Origin of the sequence: Chryseobacterium sp. 1B4 (assembly GCF_036631475.1) — a bacterium.
In the GTDB taxonomy this organism is placed as follows: Bacteria; Bacteroidota; Bacteroidia; order Flavobacteriales; family Weeksellaceae; genus Chryseobacterium.
Genome location: NZ_JAPNUF010000006.1, coordinates 445,485 through 461,852, shown reverse-complemented (window position 1 = coordinate 461,852; position 16,368 = coordinate 445,485). Strand labels below are relative to the sequence as shown.

At 38.5% G+C, this 16,368-nt stretch carries 12 protein-coding genes and 3 pseudogenes; 12 read left to right on the top strand and 3 right to left on the bottom strand.

Annotated elements, in window-relative coordinates:
- Window positions 1-55: 55 nt before the first annotated feature.
- The 8 genes and pseudogenes from glmS to OWR28_RS08190 all read left to right on the top strand — a co-directional run bounded on the left by glmS (window position 56) and on the right by OWR28_RS08190 (window position 8,260).
- Window positions 56-1,909: a glutamine--fructose-6-phosphate transaminase (isomerizing) gene (glmS, locus tag OWR28_RS08225; protein ID WP_332386215.1), complete on the top strand. Its 1,854-nt coding sequence runs from the start codon at window positions 56-58 to the stop codon at window positions 1,907-1,909.
- Window positions 1,910-2,016: 107 nt separating this feature from the next.
- Window positions 2,017-3,437 (top strand): annotated as a pseudogene (gene porK / locus OWR28_RS08220) (T9SS ring complex lipoprotein PorK/GldK).
- 52 nt (window positions 3,438-3,489) lie between these two features.
- Window positions 3,490-4,182 (top strand): type IX secretion system motor protein PorL/GldL, encoded by a 693-nt coding sequence (gene porL / locus OWR28_RS08215; protein WP_002984713.1) that lies wholly within the window; start codon window positions 3,490-3,492, stop codon window positions 4,180-4,182.
- Window positions 4,183-4,234: 52 nt separating this feature from the next.
- On the top strand, window positions 4,235-5,827 hold the full coding sequence (gene porM, locus OWR28_RS08210; protein WP_332386214.1) for a type IX secretion system motor protein PorM/GldM: 1,593 nt from the start codon (window positions 4,235-4,237) through the stop codon (window positions 5,825-5,827).
- A 22-nt stretch (window positions 5,828-5,849) separates the two neighbouring features.
- Complete coding sequence (locus tag OWR28_RS08205; protein ID WP_332386213.1) at window positions 5,850-5,996, top strand: hypothetical protein; 147 nt, start codon at window positions 5,850-5,852, stop codon at window positions 5,994-5,996.
- Window positions 5,986-6,789, top strand: coding sequence for a type IX secretion system ring subunit PorN/GldN (gene porN, locus OWR28_RS08200; RefSeq protein WP_332386358.1), 804 nt, complete (start codon window positions 5,986-5,988; stop codon window positions 6,787-6,789). The genes OWR28_RS08205 and porN overlap by 11 nt, the downstream gene beginning before the upstream one ends.
- Before the next feature lie 139 nt (window positions 6,790-6,928).
- Window positions 6,929-7,962, top strand: a pseudogene (locus OWR28_RS08195) (NAD(P)/FAD-dependent oxidoreductase).
- Window positions 7,963-7,996: 34 nt separating this feature from the next.
- Complete coding sequence (locus OWR28_RS08190; protein WP_332386212.1) at window positions 7,997-8,260, top strand: SemiSWEET transporter; 264 nt, start codon at window positions 7,997-7,999, stop codon at window positions 8,258-8,260.
- 56 nt (window positions 8,261-8,316) lie between these two features.
- Here the strand turns inward: OWR28_RS08190 and OWR28_RS08185 are convergent, their stop codons facing one another.
- From OWR28_RS08185 to OWR28_RS08175, 3 genes are read right to left on the bottom strand one after another with little or no spacing between them, the layout of a single operon-like run.
- Window positions 8,317-8,565, bottom strand: coding sequence for an META domain-containing protein (locus OWR28_RS08185; RefSeq protein ID WP_332386211.1), 249 nt, complete (start codon window positions 8,563-8,565; stop codon window positions 8,317-8,319).
- A gap of 1 nt (window position 8,566) precedes the next feature.
- Window positions 8,567-8,752 (bottom strand): hypothetical protein, encoded by a 186-nt coding sequence (locus OWR28_RS08180; protein WP_332386210.1) that lies wholly within the window; start codon window positions 8,750-8,752, stop codon window positions 8,567-8,569.
- Window positions 8,753-8,790: 38 nt separating this feature from the next.
- Window positions 8,791-9,183 carry a multicopper oxidase domain-containing protein gene (locus OWR28_RS08175; RefSeq protein ID WP_332386209.1) on the bottom strand — a complete coding sequence of 131 codons (393 nt, stop codon included), beginning with the start codon at window positions 9,181-9,183 and terminating at the stop codon, window positions 8,791-8,793.
- Window positions 9,184-9,840: 657 nt separating this feature from the next.
- Between OWR28_RS08175 and OWR28_RS08170 the strand changes: the two genes are divergently transcribed.
- From OWR28_RS08170 to OWR28_RS08155, 4 genes and pseudogenes are all read left to right on the top strand, one after another.
- Complete coding sequence (locus OWR28_RS08170; protein WP_332386208.1) at window positions 9,841-10,227, top strand: hypothetical protein; 387 nt, start codon at window positions 9,841-9,843, stop codon at window positions 10,225-10,227.
- A gap of 146 nt (window positions 10,228-10,373) precedes the next feature.
- Window positions 10,374-11,455, top strand: a pseudogene (locus OWR28_RS08165) (efflux RND transporter periplasmic adaptor subunit).
- A gap of 21 nt (window positions 11,456-11,476) precedes the next feature.
- Window positions 11,477-14,668, top strand: coding sequence for an efflux RND transporter permease subunit (locus OWR28_RS08160; RefSeq protein ID WP_332386206.1), 3,192 nt, complete (start codon window positions 11,477-11,479; stop codon window positions 14,666-14,668).
- Window positions 14,640-16,097 (top strand): TolC family protein, encoded by a 1,458-nt coding sequence (locus OWR28_RS08155; RefSeq protein WP_332386205.1) that lies wholly within the window; start codon window positions 14,640-14,642, stop codon window positions 16,095-16,097. The genes OWR28_RS08160 and OWR28_RS08155 overlap by 29 nt, the downstream gene beginning before the upstream one ends.
- Window positions 16,098-16,368: the final 271 nt, after the last annotated feature.

The following is a 16,368-nucleotide window of genomic DNA, read 5'->3' as shown; positions in this document are numbered from 1 at the left end:
GGGACGAAAAAATAGAAGAAAATAAACAACAAACAACACTAGACAAAATAAAAATATGTGCGGAATAGTAGGATATACAGGTTTTCAAGACGCTTATGAAATTGTAATTAACGGTCTTAGAAGATTGGAATATAGAGGGTATGACAGTGCCGGAATTGTTTTGGAAAGTCCAGATAACAAGCTGGAAGTAGAAAAAACAAAAGGTAAAGTGGAAGATTTGGTGAATATTTCTAAAGAACTGAAAGGAAAGTCTAAAATTGGAATGGGACACACCCGTTGGGCTACCCATGGAGTTCCTAGTGACAGAAATTCCCACCCGCATTTGTCAAACAACGGAAAAATAGCAATTGTACATAATGGTATCATCGAAAACTATGATACGATTAAAACAATGCTTACTGAAAAAGGATTTACTTTCAAATCAGAAACAGATACAGAAGTATTGGTAAACCTTATCCAGTATTTTATGGATCTTAATCCTGATATTGATTTCCCGACAGCAGTAAGATATGCTTTGAATGAAGTATACGGAGCTTATGCAATCACTGTACTTCACGAAGATTACCCGGGAGTATTGGTGGTAGGAAGATTAGGCTCTCCTTTAGCAATCGGAATCGGTGATAAAGAATACTTTATTGCATCTGATGCTTCTCCTTTCGTAGAGTTTACAAAAGAAGCTATTTATCTTGAAGAAGGTCATATGGCAACCATCTCTCTGGAAAACGGGGTAGACATCAGAACCATCAATGAAAACTCTAAAATTGAGCCGGAAATTCAGGAGCTTAAACTGAGCCTTGAGCAGATTGAAAAAGGAGGTTACGAGCATTTCATGCTTAAAGAAATCTTCGAACAGCCTAAATCTGTACACGATACCATGAGAGGTAGACTTCTTGTTGATGAGGGAATTATCAAAATGGCCGGTATCTGGGATCATGTGGAGAGATTCAAAAATGCAAACAGAATTATTATTATCGCGTGTGGTACTTCATGGCATGCAGGTCTTATCGGAGAATATCTGATTGAAGAATATGCAAGAATTCCAGTGGAGGTAGAGTATGCATCAGAATTCAGATACAGAAACCCGATTATTACCGATAAAGATGTGGTCATTGCCATTTCCCAGTCCGGAGAAACTGCTGACACAATGGCTGCCTTAAAACTTGCCAAAGAAAAAGGTGCATTTATATATGGTATATGTAATGTGGTAGATTCTTCCATTGCAAGAATTACAGATGCCGGTTCTTATACACACGCCGGTCCTGAGATTGGAGTTGCTTCTACAAAAGCATTTACAGCGCAGCTTACCATTCTTACTTTAATTGCATTTAAATTAGGAAAACACAACGGAAATTTAGGAAATGCCGAGTTCATGAGTTTAATTGCTGAGCTTGATGCTATGCCTAAGAAAATTGAAGAAGTGTTAAATACCACTCATGAGCTTACACAGGATATTGCGAAAGATTTTGTGAAAGCTACCAATTTCCTTTATTTAGGAAGAGGATACAACTATCCTGCAGCCTTAGAAGGAGCATTAAAATTAAAAGAAATTTCTTATATCCATGCAGAAGGATACCCGGCTGCAGAAATGAAGCACGGTCCGATTGCCCTGATCGATGAAAACATGCCGATTGTTATTATAGCACCAAGAAAAGGTCACTATGATAAAATTGTAAGTAATGTTCAGGAAATTAAAGCGAGAAAAGGAAAAATTATCGCTGTAGTTAATAAAGGAGACCGTCAGGTGAGCGAAATGGCAGATTATGTTATCGAAATCCCTGAAACTTCAGAATGTTTCTCTCCAATCGTTGCTTCCGTACCTCTGCAACTGCTTGCTTATTATATTGCAGTTTATAGAGGAGCCAACGTAGATCAGCCGAGAAACCTTGCAAAATCTGTTACCGTGGAATAAAAAGTTGTTGTAAATAAAATAAATTTAGATTTCTTCCGTTATTTCAAAAAAATCTTAAAAGTTTCTTAAAAAAATTATATATTTACGGCTTAATTATAAAAATTAACATGAAAAGGATATTTCTTTTATTATTGTCTGCGTCGGTAGCATCGGTATCTTGTTCAGGTGGTGGCAGCTCTTCTGTAGGGAAGCCAGGAACAAAAGGAGAATTGATACCAAGAGAAAAAACTAAATCATTTGTTGCGGAAAGACCATACGGAATGGTCGCAATTCCTGCAGGTTCGTTTGTTGCTGGTTTAGCAGACCAGGATCCGACAAATACACCTGAAAAAGCAGCATTGAAGACAGTTACTGTTTCTTCTTTCTTCATGGATGAAGCAGAAACCACCAATGCAGAATACAGAGTATTTATCAATTATGTAAGAGACTCTATCGCGAGAACTTTACTTGCTGAAGCTGCCGGAGAAGGTGGTGATGAAGGCGGACGTAAAGGGGCAAGCATAGGAGATTATGCATACCTTGCTAAAGAAGAAAATTTAACACCTTATCAAGAATATATGGAAGGCCAGGGGGCCGGGAAGACGGAGGCTATGATGCAAGCAAAAGATTAGATTGGAAAATTCCTTTACACTGGAGCACATCAAAATATCCGGATGTAGAATACGCAGAAGTTTTAGAATCTATGTATCTGCCTACTTCCTCAAGAATCGGAAACGAAAGAATTTTAGATGTAAGCAAGCTTAAATATACTTACCGTTGGGGAGATATGGATGCTGCAGTTGCTGATAACGAAAGAGGAGCTAATTACCTGAAAAGCGAAAGTATCGCGATCTATCCTGATACTACAGTTTGGGTGAAAGATTTCCACTTTGCTTACAATGAGCCATTGTTTGAACAGTATTTCTGGCACAAGGCTTACAAAGACTATCCTGTTGTTGGGGTTACCTGGGATCAGGCAAGGGCTTATTGTAACTTCAGATCTAAATTGAAAACAGATTACAACGAAAGTTTAAAAAGAAAAAAACAAAGACCATTAGAGTTCCGTCTTCCAACAGAAACTGAATGGGAATATGCCGCAAAAGGCGGAATGCAAAATGCTACTTACCCTTGGGGAGGTCCATATTTAATGGATGACAGAGGTTGCTACCTGGCTAACTTCAAGCCTAAGAGAGGTAACTACATGGAAGACGAGAAAAAAGGTACTTATACATATACAGCTCCAGTTAAGAAATTTAAGAAAAATGGATTTGGGTTATTTGATATGGCTGGAAACGTTTCTGAGTGGACATCATCTTCATACAACAACTCTTCAGCTGGATTTACTTCTACATTAAATCCTTCTACTAAAGATAAACTAGATACGAAGAAATCTGTAAGAGGTGGATCTTGGAAAGATATAGGATATGCGCTAATGACTGGTGCAAGAGATTGGGAAAGAAAAGATTCCGCAAGAAGCTATATCGGGTTCAGAACTGTACAGGATATTCCTGAAGCAGCTGTGAAGCCAAGAAGAATTAACAGAAATTAATCAGACAATTTTTCATAACAATTTTATTTAATATTAAAAAAACTAACTCAATATGTTTAAGACTAAAGATGCTTGGATGAATTTCTTTTATTCATTCGGTGCTGCAATTGTAATTCTTGGAGCTTGGCTTAAAATTACTCACATTACACTGGGACCAATTAACGGGAATATGGCTCTTACAGTAGGGCTTATTACTGAAGCGATTATCTTTATCATTTTCGCATTTGACCCGCCTAAAACTGAGGAGTCTTATGCCTGGGAAAATGTTTACCCTGAGTTATTGGATAAGCATGCCAACCCAAACCCTTTACACTCTAATGTAACCACTAAAAATACAAGTGCTCAGTTTGCTGAATTGGAAAACTCTCTTTCCAGCAAATTGGATAAAATGCTTGAAGACGCAAGATTAGACGTTCAGCTATTTGAAAGATTAAGAACAGGAATTGATAAATTCTCAAGCTCTGTTGATCAGATCAACCAAACTGTTGACGTATCTGCTTCTACTCATAAATATAACGAACAATTAAACAAAGCTGCCCAGCATATGGAAAGCATGAATGCTCTTTATGCAATGCAACTTGAAAGCGGTAAGAGACAATCTGAATTTGCTAACAAGTATGTTGCGGATATGCAGAAATCTGCAGAGCAGTCTGAGAAATTCAATCAAGAGCTACAAGGTTTAACAACTAATCTTAATAACTTAAATAGAGTTTATGGTGGTATGCTAACTGCTATGAAGTCTTAATTCCTAACCATTTCTAAATTTAACTACTTAATTAAAAAACAAAGAAAAGAGAATGGCACAAGGAAAACAGACCCCTCGTCAGAAGATGATCAACCTGATGTATTTGGTGTTCATCGCGATGATGGCCCTAAATATTGATGCAGAAATCATCAGATCATACTATGACTCTACCAGAGCATTGAATGAGACCAGAACTTTAACAGAAAGAAAGAACGAAAAGATCTTTGAAAGAACGCTGGAAGCCAAAGCTCAGCAGGTTCCGGATACCTACGCACAGCCTTGGGCTCAGTACAAAGTATTGAAAACCAAAATTGATGTGTTGGTAAAATCTGCTCAGGATGTTAAAGATTTGTTGAAGAAACAATCTGAGTTTCATGACAAAGATCCTCAAACAGGAAAAGATATCGATGTAAGTGAAAACTTTGCTGCACTAAACAATAACGAAGCAACAACTGAATACTTCTTTAAAGAGGGAGATGAAAATACCCCTTCAAAGAATGCATTAGATCTGAAAGCTAAAATTGATGACGTAAGAAACTACATCAATGCTACTTTTGGAAGCAATTCTCAGTTACAGGATTTAGTAGCGAGAGCTAACAAGTCTCTTATTGCGGAGTATCCTAAAGGAACATCTCCCAATGAAAAGACGTGGTTCCAGAATAAATTTTATCATCAGCCGTTAATTGCTGCAATATCTAATCTGGAAATTATCCAAAATGATGCCAGAAACGTTCAGTCTGATGCATTGGCACTATTACTTCAGGAAAAAGTAGATGCGAATATCAAATTCTCAAGCTATGAGCCTATTGTTTCAGGTCCGATTGATATTCAGGCAGGAAAACAGGCTGAAGTAAAAGTAATGTTGGGAACTTATTCTAACAGCAATAAGATCAGCATCTCTGGAGTAAGCAGAGTTGAAAACGGTAAAGGGATCATGCAGATTTCAGGTTCTGGAATTGGTGAACATAAATTAGGAGGTACTATTACATTAACAGATGCTTCAGGGAAACCTCAGTCTTTCCCTTGGACACATACTTATAATGTAATTGCAGGACCAAGAGAAGTAAAACTTGAAAAAGGTTTATTGCTTTCTGCTGATAAAATGAATGTAATGTATAGAGGACTTGAGAACCCTGTTTCAGGATCAATCTTAGGTGCTGACAATTCTAAGCTTTCATTATCTGCAGCAGGAGCTACTGTGAAGAGTACAGGTCAGGGTAAATGGAATGTTACTCCTACAACAGGAAATGTAGTGAAGTTAACATTATCAGGAACAGATCCATATGGTAAAACAGTTTCTCAGGTATTTGAATATAGAATTAAGAATATTCCTAGACCACAAGGTCAGATCAGAGGTAAAGCTGTAAACTTTATGCCGGCAGGTTCTATACCTAACCAGATTGTTACTGCTACGTTACCAGACTTTGATTTCCCTGTTTCATTCACTGTTAACAGCTTTATTATTAAGCTTCCAGGAAAAGCAGGTACTCTGATTCAGGGTAGCTCATTATCAGGAGCAGAAGGTATGCTTAGAAACCTTAGACCTGGTGATGTAGTTCAGATCTATGATATTCAGGCGACAGCTACAGGGCTTGGAAACCAAAGGCTTAAGGAAATTTCACCTGTAATTATTAATGTTCAATAAGGTTAATTTGTAAAATCATATTATGAAAAAATATATTAGCACCCTTTTCGTTTTAGTTTCGGGATTCGCGTTTTCCCAAACTATTCTGAATGCTGCTTCTCCTGAGGAATTCAGACAGATGAGAGCTGAATCAATGAGAAAAGCAAGGGGATACTGTTATCAGCAATAAAGTAAAGCCTCTTGAATATGGTTTCGTTGATGACAAGGATATTTACAAAAGTATGTTTGTTTGGGAAATCATTGATATGAATGATAAGATCAACCAGCCGTTCTATTATGATAATCCGGATGGTTTGCTTTCAAGTTCTACAAGATCTTTATATCAGTTATTACTTGATGGAGCCCTTAAAGGTGACATCAAAGAAGTTTATGATGACGAAAACTTTGTTACAAGACTTTCACCTGAGGCCATTCAGAAAAGATTGGAGAGTGTAAGACTTGACGAAGAAGCCATCGATATCCTTAACTCTGGAAGAACACTTACAGAAGACGAGAAGAAAAGACTTACAGATATCATCAGAACAACTACTGATAAAGTAAAAGTTCTTAAAATAATGGGTATGTGGTTTATCGATAAAAGAGATGGTCAGATGAAGTACAGACCGCTTGGTATCGCTGCTATGGGTCCGGATCCGACATCTGTCGGAAGAATTGGTCCTGATGGCCAGCCATTGGCCGGTGCTGATGAACTGATCGATTTATTCTGGATTTACTACCCAAGTGCCCGTGATATTTTAGCAAACAATTATGTTTTCAACAGAAAAAATTCGTCTGCTGATCTATCTTTTGATGATGTTATCAATGCAAGAAGATTTTCTTCTATTATCTATAAATCTTCAAGCGGGTTAGGAGATGGTACTATTAAGGACTATATTCCTAAAAATGCTGATGAGCAGCTGGAAGAGAGTGACAGAATCAAAGCACAGATTCTTGAAATGGAAAATGATATGTGGAATTACTAGATTTCACTTGATATTTATAGAAAACCTGAGTATTTTTACTCAGGTTTTTTTATTATGAAATCGCCCTTTGTTTACTACCGATCAATAATCAATGATACAGGCGATTACATATGACCTTTAAACAAATGAAATTTCTCATATGAAAAATGTAGATTATATTATTGTAGGAGACGGATATGCAGGACTTTTTCTGGCTCATCAGCTGATTCAAAATAACAAGTCCTTTGTGATCTTTTCCGAAGGAAAAAAAGTGCTTCTCAGGTTTCGGCAGGAATTATCAATCCTGTAGTCTTAAAAAAGTTTACTACTTTCTGGAAAGCACAGGAACAAATAGATTTTCTTAAAAAAAGTCTTCAGGAAATACAATCTTATACCGGAGAAAATTATCTGATCAATGCTCCTATCCACAGAATTTTTCACGATGAGAACGAACAGAATCTTTGGCTTAAAAAATCGGAAAATGAGGAGCTGTCCGATTTTCTTGATAAAAATTTCGACCGCTTAAATGTAGTAAAAAACGATTTTCTCACCGGAAAGGTGAATCAGTCTGCCAGGCTTAATGTTAATGGGTTTTTCGATGGTTTATTCACTTATTTTGAAAAAAACGGTCATTTAATTAAAGAAAAATTCGATTATGCGAAATTGAACCCATCCCAATCGGTCTGTAAAGATTTTAGTTTCAAAAATATAATCTTCTGCGAAGGAATGGGAGTGAAAGATAACCCGTACTTTTCTGAAATTACGGTAAATCCGAACAAAGGCCACCACATGAAAGTCAAACTTTCCCAACCGATTCCGGAAAATATCACGATTAAAAAGAAACACTTCCTGTTCCCAACCGGAAACGGGCTATATTTTTATGGAGGAACGTATGATAGAGAACAGCTTCACCACCATATTGATGAATCTGCAGTTGCACAGTTAGTCAGCGGGCTCTCGGAGTTTTATCCATATGATTTTGAAGTGGAAGAAGTGCATTTTGGATTCCGTCCCACCGTAAAAGACAGAAGGCCGATTATCGGCAGGCACCGGACATTCAGCAATCTGTATGTTTTTAACGGACTGGGTGCCCGTGGTATCCTGAATGGCTGTTATTTTTCCAGGGATTTATTCCGTTTTATTGAAGAAGGTATTCCGTTGCATGAAGAAGTATCGCTGAACAGATTTCAATAATGTATCTTAGTATGGATATACAATATTTATAATTATGAATGAAAACGTATTAGGTATAGTAGCGGGAATTCTTACTTCAGTATCAATGATTCCACAGCTTGTAAAAGTGATCAGAGAAAAGAACGTGGAAGATATCTCTTTGCTCATGCTTTTAGTCCTTATTTCAGGACTTTCGCTATGGGTATGGTACGGTTTTAAGAAAGAAGAGCTTCCCATTATTTTATCAAATTCATTTGCTGTTTTGGTGAATGTAAGCCTTTTGGTCTGTTATATCCTGTACAACAAGAAAAGTAAATAAATAAAAAGACGCCTGATGTATTTAGGCGTCTTTATATTTTATGTAATACTATACAATTACTGAAGAACAAACTTAGCTAAAGGAGCCATTCTTGCTTTGTTTAAGGTAAGAGTGTTTCCATTTACAGAATAATTATCTGCAGCAAGAATTGCTTTGGTAAACTGGTTTTCGATATCCAGGTCTTCACAGGCCATCATCGTAGACATTCCCTGGTTGAATTTAATTCTCATCACTTCAGGCTTGATTTCAAATGTTCCTCCCAAACCGTTGCATCCGGCATGTCCTTCATATCTCATTCCATCCATTTCAAGTTTGAAATAAGGATTGTTTTTTAGGATTCTTCAGTTCAATCGGCTTCCCGTTCAGCTCAGTAAGCTTCCAGGTTTTCCCTGTAATATCAGTAGTTGGTTTTTGTGCATTTTGTGTTGTGCAGGAAACAACTAAAAATGTAGCGATAACAAGTGCCGATAAATAATAATATAAACTTTTCATAATGCTTATTTTTTTTAATATGAATGCTATTCCCTATGCTAATACGATGCCATTTTTGCCGGACCAGACTCTTTTTTTGACTGTTTAAGATGGAACAGGACCATATCTACATTCTTTTTCAGGAAAGTTATATTGCCTTTAATATCAGAGTATTGATACTCCTCATTGGAGGCCGTATATTCGGGTAATGCATCACTTTTCTTAAGGTCAAAAGTTTTGCCGTTTAAATGTATTGTTGCAGTATTTTTAGTGTTGTTGATCGTAACTTCTATTTTTTCTCCATAGCTGTCAACATACACATTTTTTGTAATGTCATCTGTATTTTCAGGAGCAGCAGCAGTAATGGTTTCAGCTTCTTTTCCGGGATGTTTACACGCTGTTAGGGAAAGAATGGTCAATCCCAGAAGGATTGGAGTTAATAATTTTTTCATAGTGATAAGTGATTTTAAAGTGTTTCATGAATTATGATATTAATACTATATAAATTTACAAATATTTTTAATAAATATATGTTAATTTTACATAAAGTAACAGGAAATTTAAATTTGTAATCATTTAACTCACTGTTTTTTGAAACTTTATTCACGAAACAGAAAGTAGATAATTATTGTTGAATAGTAAGGAAGGTATTGTTAGTTCAGGATTTTCAAAGGACTTGTTCCAAGCAGGATAAAGTAGTTTTTCTTCATTTTTCATTTGTTGTGTAAATTTTCGGCAAAAATAATTCAAAAAGAAGAGAAGAACAATAAGTTAATGTTAATAATCTGAAATTATGATAAAGTTTAGGTTTAATATTTTTGATTTCAATTTCAAGAAAATATTTTTCGAAATAGCACTTAACAGCCTTTCTGAATGTTCAAAAAAGCAACAACTTTACAATTAAAATTTCCTTAAAATCAAAAATGTGGCTTACTATTTGACAATCCAAAGGTACCCAGGTGATATTCAGAATTGCCCGGATTATGCCTGAATAAAAGAAATGTTTCATTTTTTGCAAACTTTTAAATTCAGCTAATTTAAAGGAGAGTTAAATTTTGTTAATCTGCTATGATAATAGCATAAACTGGGTGTACATTTGCAACTTCAAAATGAGAAACTTTATAGTATACTTTTTAACCGGTCTTTTTCTGCTCTTTGTAGTGGAAAGCAGACTCAACGTTAAAACTCTCCGAAATGACTATAACGGTCATGTTTCTCATCATATGCCTAAAAGAGCCAACCGCCTGAACCAGACTTTTGAAAAACTTTCTGTTCAGCAGATGGCAGACAATGTAGACAATTCCACTTTAGAACTTACCGAAAATGATTTCCAGCTGTCTGACGTATGGCAGGCTATTGTTGTTTTTGCCGGGGTTTTCAGTCTGGTCTATATTTTTGGATTAAAAAGCTACAAACGGTTTAGACCCGATATTCATGGCTTTGTTCCTGGCTTTGCCACCAAAAGATTTATTCTGATCCGTTCCATTAGAATTTAAAATTCAAAGATCTGTTTTTTTCTGCCTGGTTATGGGTGGAAACACTTTACGTTGTGTATAAGTCGGTAATCAGCACACCGTACCCCTTTTATTACCGTTTATTTCTATTCAAAACATTAACGATTTATATAAACTCTAGAATTATGATAAAAAGAGTTGCTTCGGGAATTGCGCTGAGTGCCCTTCTGCTGGCGGTTGGCTGCAATAAGAAAAAGAAGAAAAAGAAGAAGTTACCGTATATCCGGTGACATCCCCTGTAGTAATGGATACTGTAATCAACAAAGAATACGTAGCCCAGATTCAATCTGTAAAAAACATTGAAGTAAGAGCGCAGGAAAAAGGTTTCCTGGAAAAAATCTTTGTAGATGAAGGTCAATACGTGCAGGCCGGACAGACATTGTTCCGCATCATGCCTAAATTATATCAGGCAGAATTATTAAAAGCAAAAGCGGAAGTAGAACAGGCTTCCATTGAGCTGAAAAACGCAAGCACACTGGCAGGAAACAACATCGTTTCCAAAAATGAAAGAGCAATGGCAAAAGCCAAGCTGGATGCTGCCAATGCAGAAATGAAGCTGGCTCAGATCCACCTTTCCTTTACCGATATCAGAGCACCGTTCTCAGGGATTATCAACAGAATTCCATTGAAATTGGGAAGCCTTGTGGATGAGGGTGATCTGCTGACTTCCTTATCAGATAACACAAGCATTTACACTTATTTCAATGTTTCCGAACCGGAATATTTAAGCTATCAGACCCATGCAGCAGACAGAGGCAGCAATCAGGTATCTCTGATCACTGCAAACGGAGAAACCTATACACAGAAAGGAGAAATCCAGACTATTGAAGGAGAATTTGATAACGAAACAGGAAATATTGCGTTCCGTGCCAAATTTCCTAATCCTGACAAACTTCTAAGAAACGGGGAAACAGGTAAAATACAGATGTCAATGCCTGTTCACAATGCGCTGATCATTCCACAGAAGGCAACTTATGAAATTCAGGACCAGAAATATGTATTTGTTGTTGATAAAAACGGAGTGGCAAAATCCAGAAATATCAAAGTAGCTTATGAGCTTCCGGATCTGTATGTGGTAGGCTCAGGAATCTCAAAAGGAGATCAGATCCTTCTGGAAGGAGTTCAGAAAGTAAAGGATGATCAAAAAGTGAAAACAAAATTCCAGGATCCTAAGAAAGTCCTTCAGTCATTGAAATTAAAAGCAGAGTAGTGGTCTCTAAAATGAAGCAGTATGTTTAAAAAATTCATTCGCAGACCAGTTCTGTCCATAGTAATCTCATTGATTATTGTATTTATGGGGATATTGTCATTGGTAAAACTTCCGGTGACACAGTTTCCATCCATTTCTCCACCCAAAGTAAATATTACCGCAGAATATCCCGGAGCAAACAACGAATTGTTGATTAAATCCGTTGTTATCCCTTTGGAAAGAGGGTTAAACGGGGTTCCCGGTATGAAATATATGACCTCAGATGCCGGAAATGACGGGGAAGCTTCTATCCAGATTGTATTTGATCTGGGAACCGATCCCAATGTAGCGGCAGTAAACGTTCAGAACCGTGTATCCTCGGTAGTCAATAAACTGCCGCCTCTTGTAGTACGTGAAGGGGTAAAGATCACGCGTGAAGAGCCTAACATGTTGATGTACATTAACCTGTACAGTGATGATCCCAAAGCTGACCAGAAATTCCTCTTCAACTACGCAGATATCAACGTAATGTCTGAATTGAGAAGGGTAAGCGGTGTCGGTTTTGCCGATATCCTGGGAACCCGTGAATATGCCATGCGTATCTGGCTTAAGCCGGACAGGTTAACGGCATACAACATTTCAGCTGATGAAGTAATGGAGTCGCTGAATGAGCAGAGTTTGGAGGCATCTCCCGGTAAAACAGGGGAAAGTTCAGGAAAACGCTCACAGTCTTTCGAATATGTATTGAAATATCCGGGCCGTTTCAACAATGAAAAAGATTACGGAAACATCATTTTAAAGGCAAAACCTAACGGAGAATCGGTAAGATTGAAAGATGTTGCTGATATAGAATTCGGAAGTTCCATGTATGATATTTATTCAACATTGAACGGGAAACCTTCTGCAGCGATCACCGTGAAACAGTCCTATGGCTCCAATGCAAGTGATGTAATCAAGAATGTGAAAGCCCTGATGAAGGATCTTGAAAAGAATAACTTCCCGAAAGGAATGCATTATGACATCAGTTATGACGTTTCAAGATTCCTGGATGCCTCTATGGAAAAGGTTATTCATACCTTGTTTGAAGCCTTTGTCCTGGTTGCTATTGTAGTATTCCTGTTTCTGGGCGACTGGCGTTCAACATTGATCCCTGCGCTGGCAGTTCCGGTTTCATTGGTAGGAACATTTGCAGTAATGTCCGCCTTCGGAATTACGCTGAATATGATCTCCCTCTTTGCTTTGGTAATGGCAATCGGGGTTGTGGTAGATGACGCAATCGTGGTGATTGAGGCCGTTCACGCGAAGATGGAAGAAAAGCATCTTTCTCCGTTAAAGGCAACAGAAGAAGCAATGCATGAAATCAGTGGAGCAATTATCGCCATCACATTGGTAATGGCATCCGTATTTATTCCGATTGCATTTATGTCCGGTCCTGTTGGGGTATTTTATCGTCAGTTCTCCATTACAATGGCTTCGTCCATTATTTTATCAGGGGTTGTGGCACTTACTTTAACACCGGCTTTATGTGCTTTGATCTTAAGAAATAATCATGGAAAAGCTAAGAAGAAAACTCCGGTTACTCTTTTCCTTGATAAATTCAATAACCTGTTTACAAAAGGAGCAGGGAGATATGAAAAGCTGTTGAACAAAACAGTAACGAAAAAAACAATAACATTACCGCTGTTATTAGCATTCTGTGCATGTACGTTCTTCCTGAGCAACTCTTTACCTTCCGGGTTTATTCCGGCTGAAGACCAGGGGATGATCTATGCCATTATTCAGACGCCTCCGGGATCTACGTTAGAAAGAACCAATCAGATTGCCAGAGAGCTTTTGAGGGAATCTGAGGACATTGACGGGGTACAGTCTGTTTCTTCTCTTGCAGGATATGAAATTTTGACGGAAGGTACCGGATCCAACTCAGGAACCTGTCTGATCAACCTTAAAAGCTGGGAGGAGCGTAAAGAATCTGCTGCCGAAATCATTGAAAAGCTTGAAGAAAAGGCCAAAAATATTCCGGGAGCCAATATTGAATTCTTCCAGCCGCCTTCCGTTCCGGGATATGGGGCTGCAGGAGGTTTTGAGCTTCGTTTGCTGGATAAAGCAGGAAGCGGAGACTATCACAAAATGGAGCAGGTGAGTAACGACTTTGTGAAAGAACTTAAAAAGCGTCCGGAACTTGGATCAGCATTTACGTTCTATTCTGCAAGTTTCCCGCAGTATATGCTTAGGATAGACAATGATCTTGCGGAGCAAAAAGGAGTAACCATTGAAAAAGCGATGGATAACCTCTCTACATTGATCGGTTCCAACTATGAAACGAGTTTCATCCGTTTTGACAGACCGTATAAGGTAATCGTTCAGGCCGGTCCTCAATACCGTGCCCTGCCGACTGACCTGCTGAAGCTGTATGTTAAAAATGATAAAGACCAGATGGTGCCGTACTCAGACTTTATGAGGCTTGAAAAAGTATACGGATTATCGGAGATTACCAGACATAATATGTATAACTCAGCAGAGGTGAGCGGAACTCCTGCCCCTGGATACAGTAGCGGGCAGGCGATCCAGGCGATCCAGGAAGTTGCAGATAAAACACTTCCGAGAGGCTTTGGTATCGACTGGGCCGGTATTTCCAAAGATGAAGTAAGCCGTGGAAATGAAGCGGTATTTATCTTCCTTGTGTGTTTAGGATTTGTTTATCTGATCCTTTCTGCACAGTATGAAAGCTTTATTCTTCCGTTACCGGTTATTTTATCACTGCCTACAGGTATTTTCGGAGCCTTCCTATGTTTAAAGCTTTTAGGACTGGAAAATAACATTTACGCACAGGTGGCAATGGTTATGCTGATCGGGCTTCTGGGTAAAAACGCGGTGTTGATTGTCGAATTTGCTGTACAGAAGAAAGCCGAAGAAGGAATTCCTGTGGCAAAAGCCGCTATTGAAGGAGCTGCCATCCGTTTCCGTCCGATCTTAATGACTTCATTTGCCTTCATTGCCGGATTGATTCCGCTGGTAGTTGCAACAGGGCCGGGAGCCGTTGGTAACAGAACGATTGGTACTGCAGCGGCAGGAGGTATGTTAATCGGAACCATTTTCGGACTGATGATTATCCCTGGATTGTATTATATCTTCGGAACAATTGCTGATAAATCGAGGCTGGCGAGATATGAAGAAGAAAATCCTTTAACAGAACAAACTGAACCTTATGAACATGATGGAAAATTCGAAGACTAAAAATATAATCACAGCCATTGCCTTATCGCTTGTACTCGCGAGCTGTAAGGCGCCGATGGCGACTGTCATAAAAGATGAGGTAAAAGAAAATATTCCTCAGAACTTTAATCAGGAAGAGCAGCAGGATGCCGGTAACAATAGCGGAACAACTCCCTGGAGGCAGTTCTTTACGGATCCTAACCTTGTAACCCTGATTGAAACAGCTTTAAAAAATAATCAGGAGCTGCTGATCACTCTTCAGGAGATTGAGATCGCTAAAAGTGGTGTTTTAGCTAAAAAAGGAAGATTGAGCCCAACCGTTTCTGCGGGAGTAGGAGCAGGACTGAAAAAGTCCGGCCGCTATACCAGCGAAGGAGCCGGAGATGCTACCACAGAAATAGAGCCGGGCAAGGAAATGCCGGATCCGCTTGGGAATTTTGAAGCAGGCTTAAATGCGAGCTGGGAGATTGACATCTGGAAAAAACTCAGAACCGAAAAAGAATCTGCTGTAGCGCATTACCTTTCTACAGTAGAAGGTAAAAACTTTGTCCTGTCTAATCTTATTGAAGAAGTTGCGGATAACTATTATGAATTGCTGGCACTTGATAACCAGTTGGATATTATACAGCAGTATATCAAGCTTCAGCAAAGGGCATTGGAAATTTCCAAAATTCAGAAAGAAGCTGCTGCCGCAACAGAACTGGCGGTGAAGAAATTCGAGGCAGAGCTGGCAAAATCCAAGGCTGCAGAATATACCATCCGCCAGCAGATCACGGAGAAGGAAAATGAAATCAATGCTTTGCTGGGAAGATATCCACAACCGATCGTGAGAACGAAGGAAAACTTTATGTCTACCATTCCTCAAACGGTATATACCGGGATTCCGTCACAGCTGTTGGCCAACCGTCCGGATATCAAGCAGGCAGAGCTGGAATTAAAGGCCTCAAAGCTGGATGTGGAAGCAGCGAGAAAAGAATTTTATCCTTCCCTGGAAATTTCGGCTACATTAGGTCTGGAGGCATTCAAGCCTTCATACCTTGTTAAAATGCCGGAATCAATTGCTTACAATCTGGCTGGTGAACTGGCAGGACCGCTGATCAACAAAAGTGCGATAAAAGCCAATTTCCAGACAGCAGATGCAAAACAGATCCAGGCATTGTATGAATATGACAAAACCATTCTGAATGCTTATCTGGATGTTGCCAATCTGATGTCGAAGGTTAAAAATATAGACCAGTATTATCAGCTGAAGTCTCAGGAAACAAAAGCCCTGGATCAGTCTATTGATATTGCCAATCAGTTGTTCCGGAATTCCAGGGCAGACTATCTTGAGGTTCTGTTGAACCAGAGAGATGCACTGGATGCTAAAATGGAGCTTATTGAGGCCAAACAGAAACAGCTCAGCACTGTAGTCGACATCTATAAAAGTTTAGGTGGCGGCTGGAAATAAAACATCATAATTCTATCAATAAACAGTTAATGTTTTTTGGAAGGGTCAATTCTTTTGAGTTGGCCCTTTTTATTTTTAATGCGACAGGTTCTGTCGCTTCAGAGCAATATTTTTGTATTAAATCAATGTCATATTCGGACAGGTGTGTTAAAAAATGTTAAATTTGCAAAATTTTATAACCCGGCCCAATCATGCTTAAAAAACAATAACTATGAAATTTTTATTCAATTACATTCATTCGGAGGATATTCTTCAGTGGCTTTTAAAATAT

What these genes read in the sequence shown, in the direction of transcription:
- OWR28_RS08155 (WP_332386205.1), top strand. Translation starts at nt 14,640, where the DNA reads ATGAACATGATGGAAAATTCGAAGACTAAAAATATAATCACAGCCATT.
- porL (WP_002984713.1), top strand. Translation starts at nt 3,490, where the DNA reads ATGTTTAAGACTAAAGATGCTTGGATGAATTTCTTTTATTCATTCGGT.
- OWR28_RS08185 (WP_332386211.1), bottom strand. Translation starts at nt 8,565, where the DNA reads ATGGATGGAATGAGATATGAAGGACATGCCGGATGCAACGGTTTGGGA.
- OWR28_RS08160 (WP_332386206.1), top strand. Translation starts at nt 11,477, where the DNA reads ATGTTTAAAAAATTCATTCGCAGACCAGTTCTGTCCATAGTAATCTCA.
- glmS (WP_332386215.1), top strand. Translation starts at nt 56, where the DNA reads ATGTGCGGAATAGTAGGATATACAGGTTTTCAAGACGCTTATGAAATT.
- OWR28_RS08205 (WP_332386213.1), top strand. Translation starts at nt 5,850, where the DNA reads ATGAAAAAATATATTAGCACCCTTTTCGTTTTAGTTTCGGGATTCGCG.
- OWR28_RS08190 (WP_332386212.1), top strand. Translation starts at nt 7,997, where the DNA reads ATGAATGAAAACGTATTAGGTATAGTAGCGGGAATTCTTACTTCAGTA.
- OWR28_RS08180 (WP_332386210.1), bottom strand. Translation starts at nt 8,752, where the DNA reads ATGAAAAGTTTATATTATTATTTATCGGCACTTGTTATCGCTACATTT.
- OWR28_RS08170 (WP_332386208.1), top strand. Translation starts at nt 9,841, where the DNA reads ATGAGAAACTTTATAGTATACTTTTTAACCGGTCTTTTTCTGCTCTTT.
- OWR28_RS08175 (WP_332386209.1), bottom strand. Translation starts at nt 9,183, where the DNA reads ATGAAAAAATTATTAACTCCAATCCTTCTGGGATTGACCATTCTTTCC.
- porM (WP_332386214.1), top strand. Translation starts at nt 4,235, where the DNA reads ATGGCACAAGGAAAACAGACCCCTCGTCAGAAGATGATCAACCTGATG.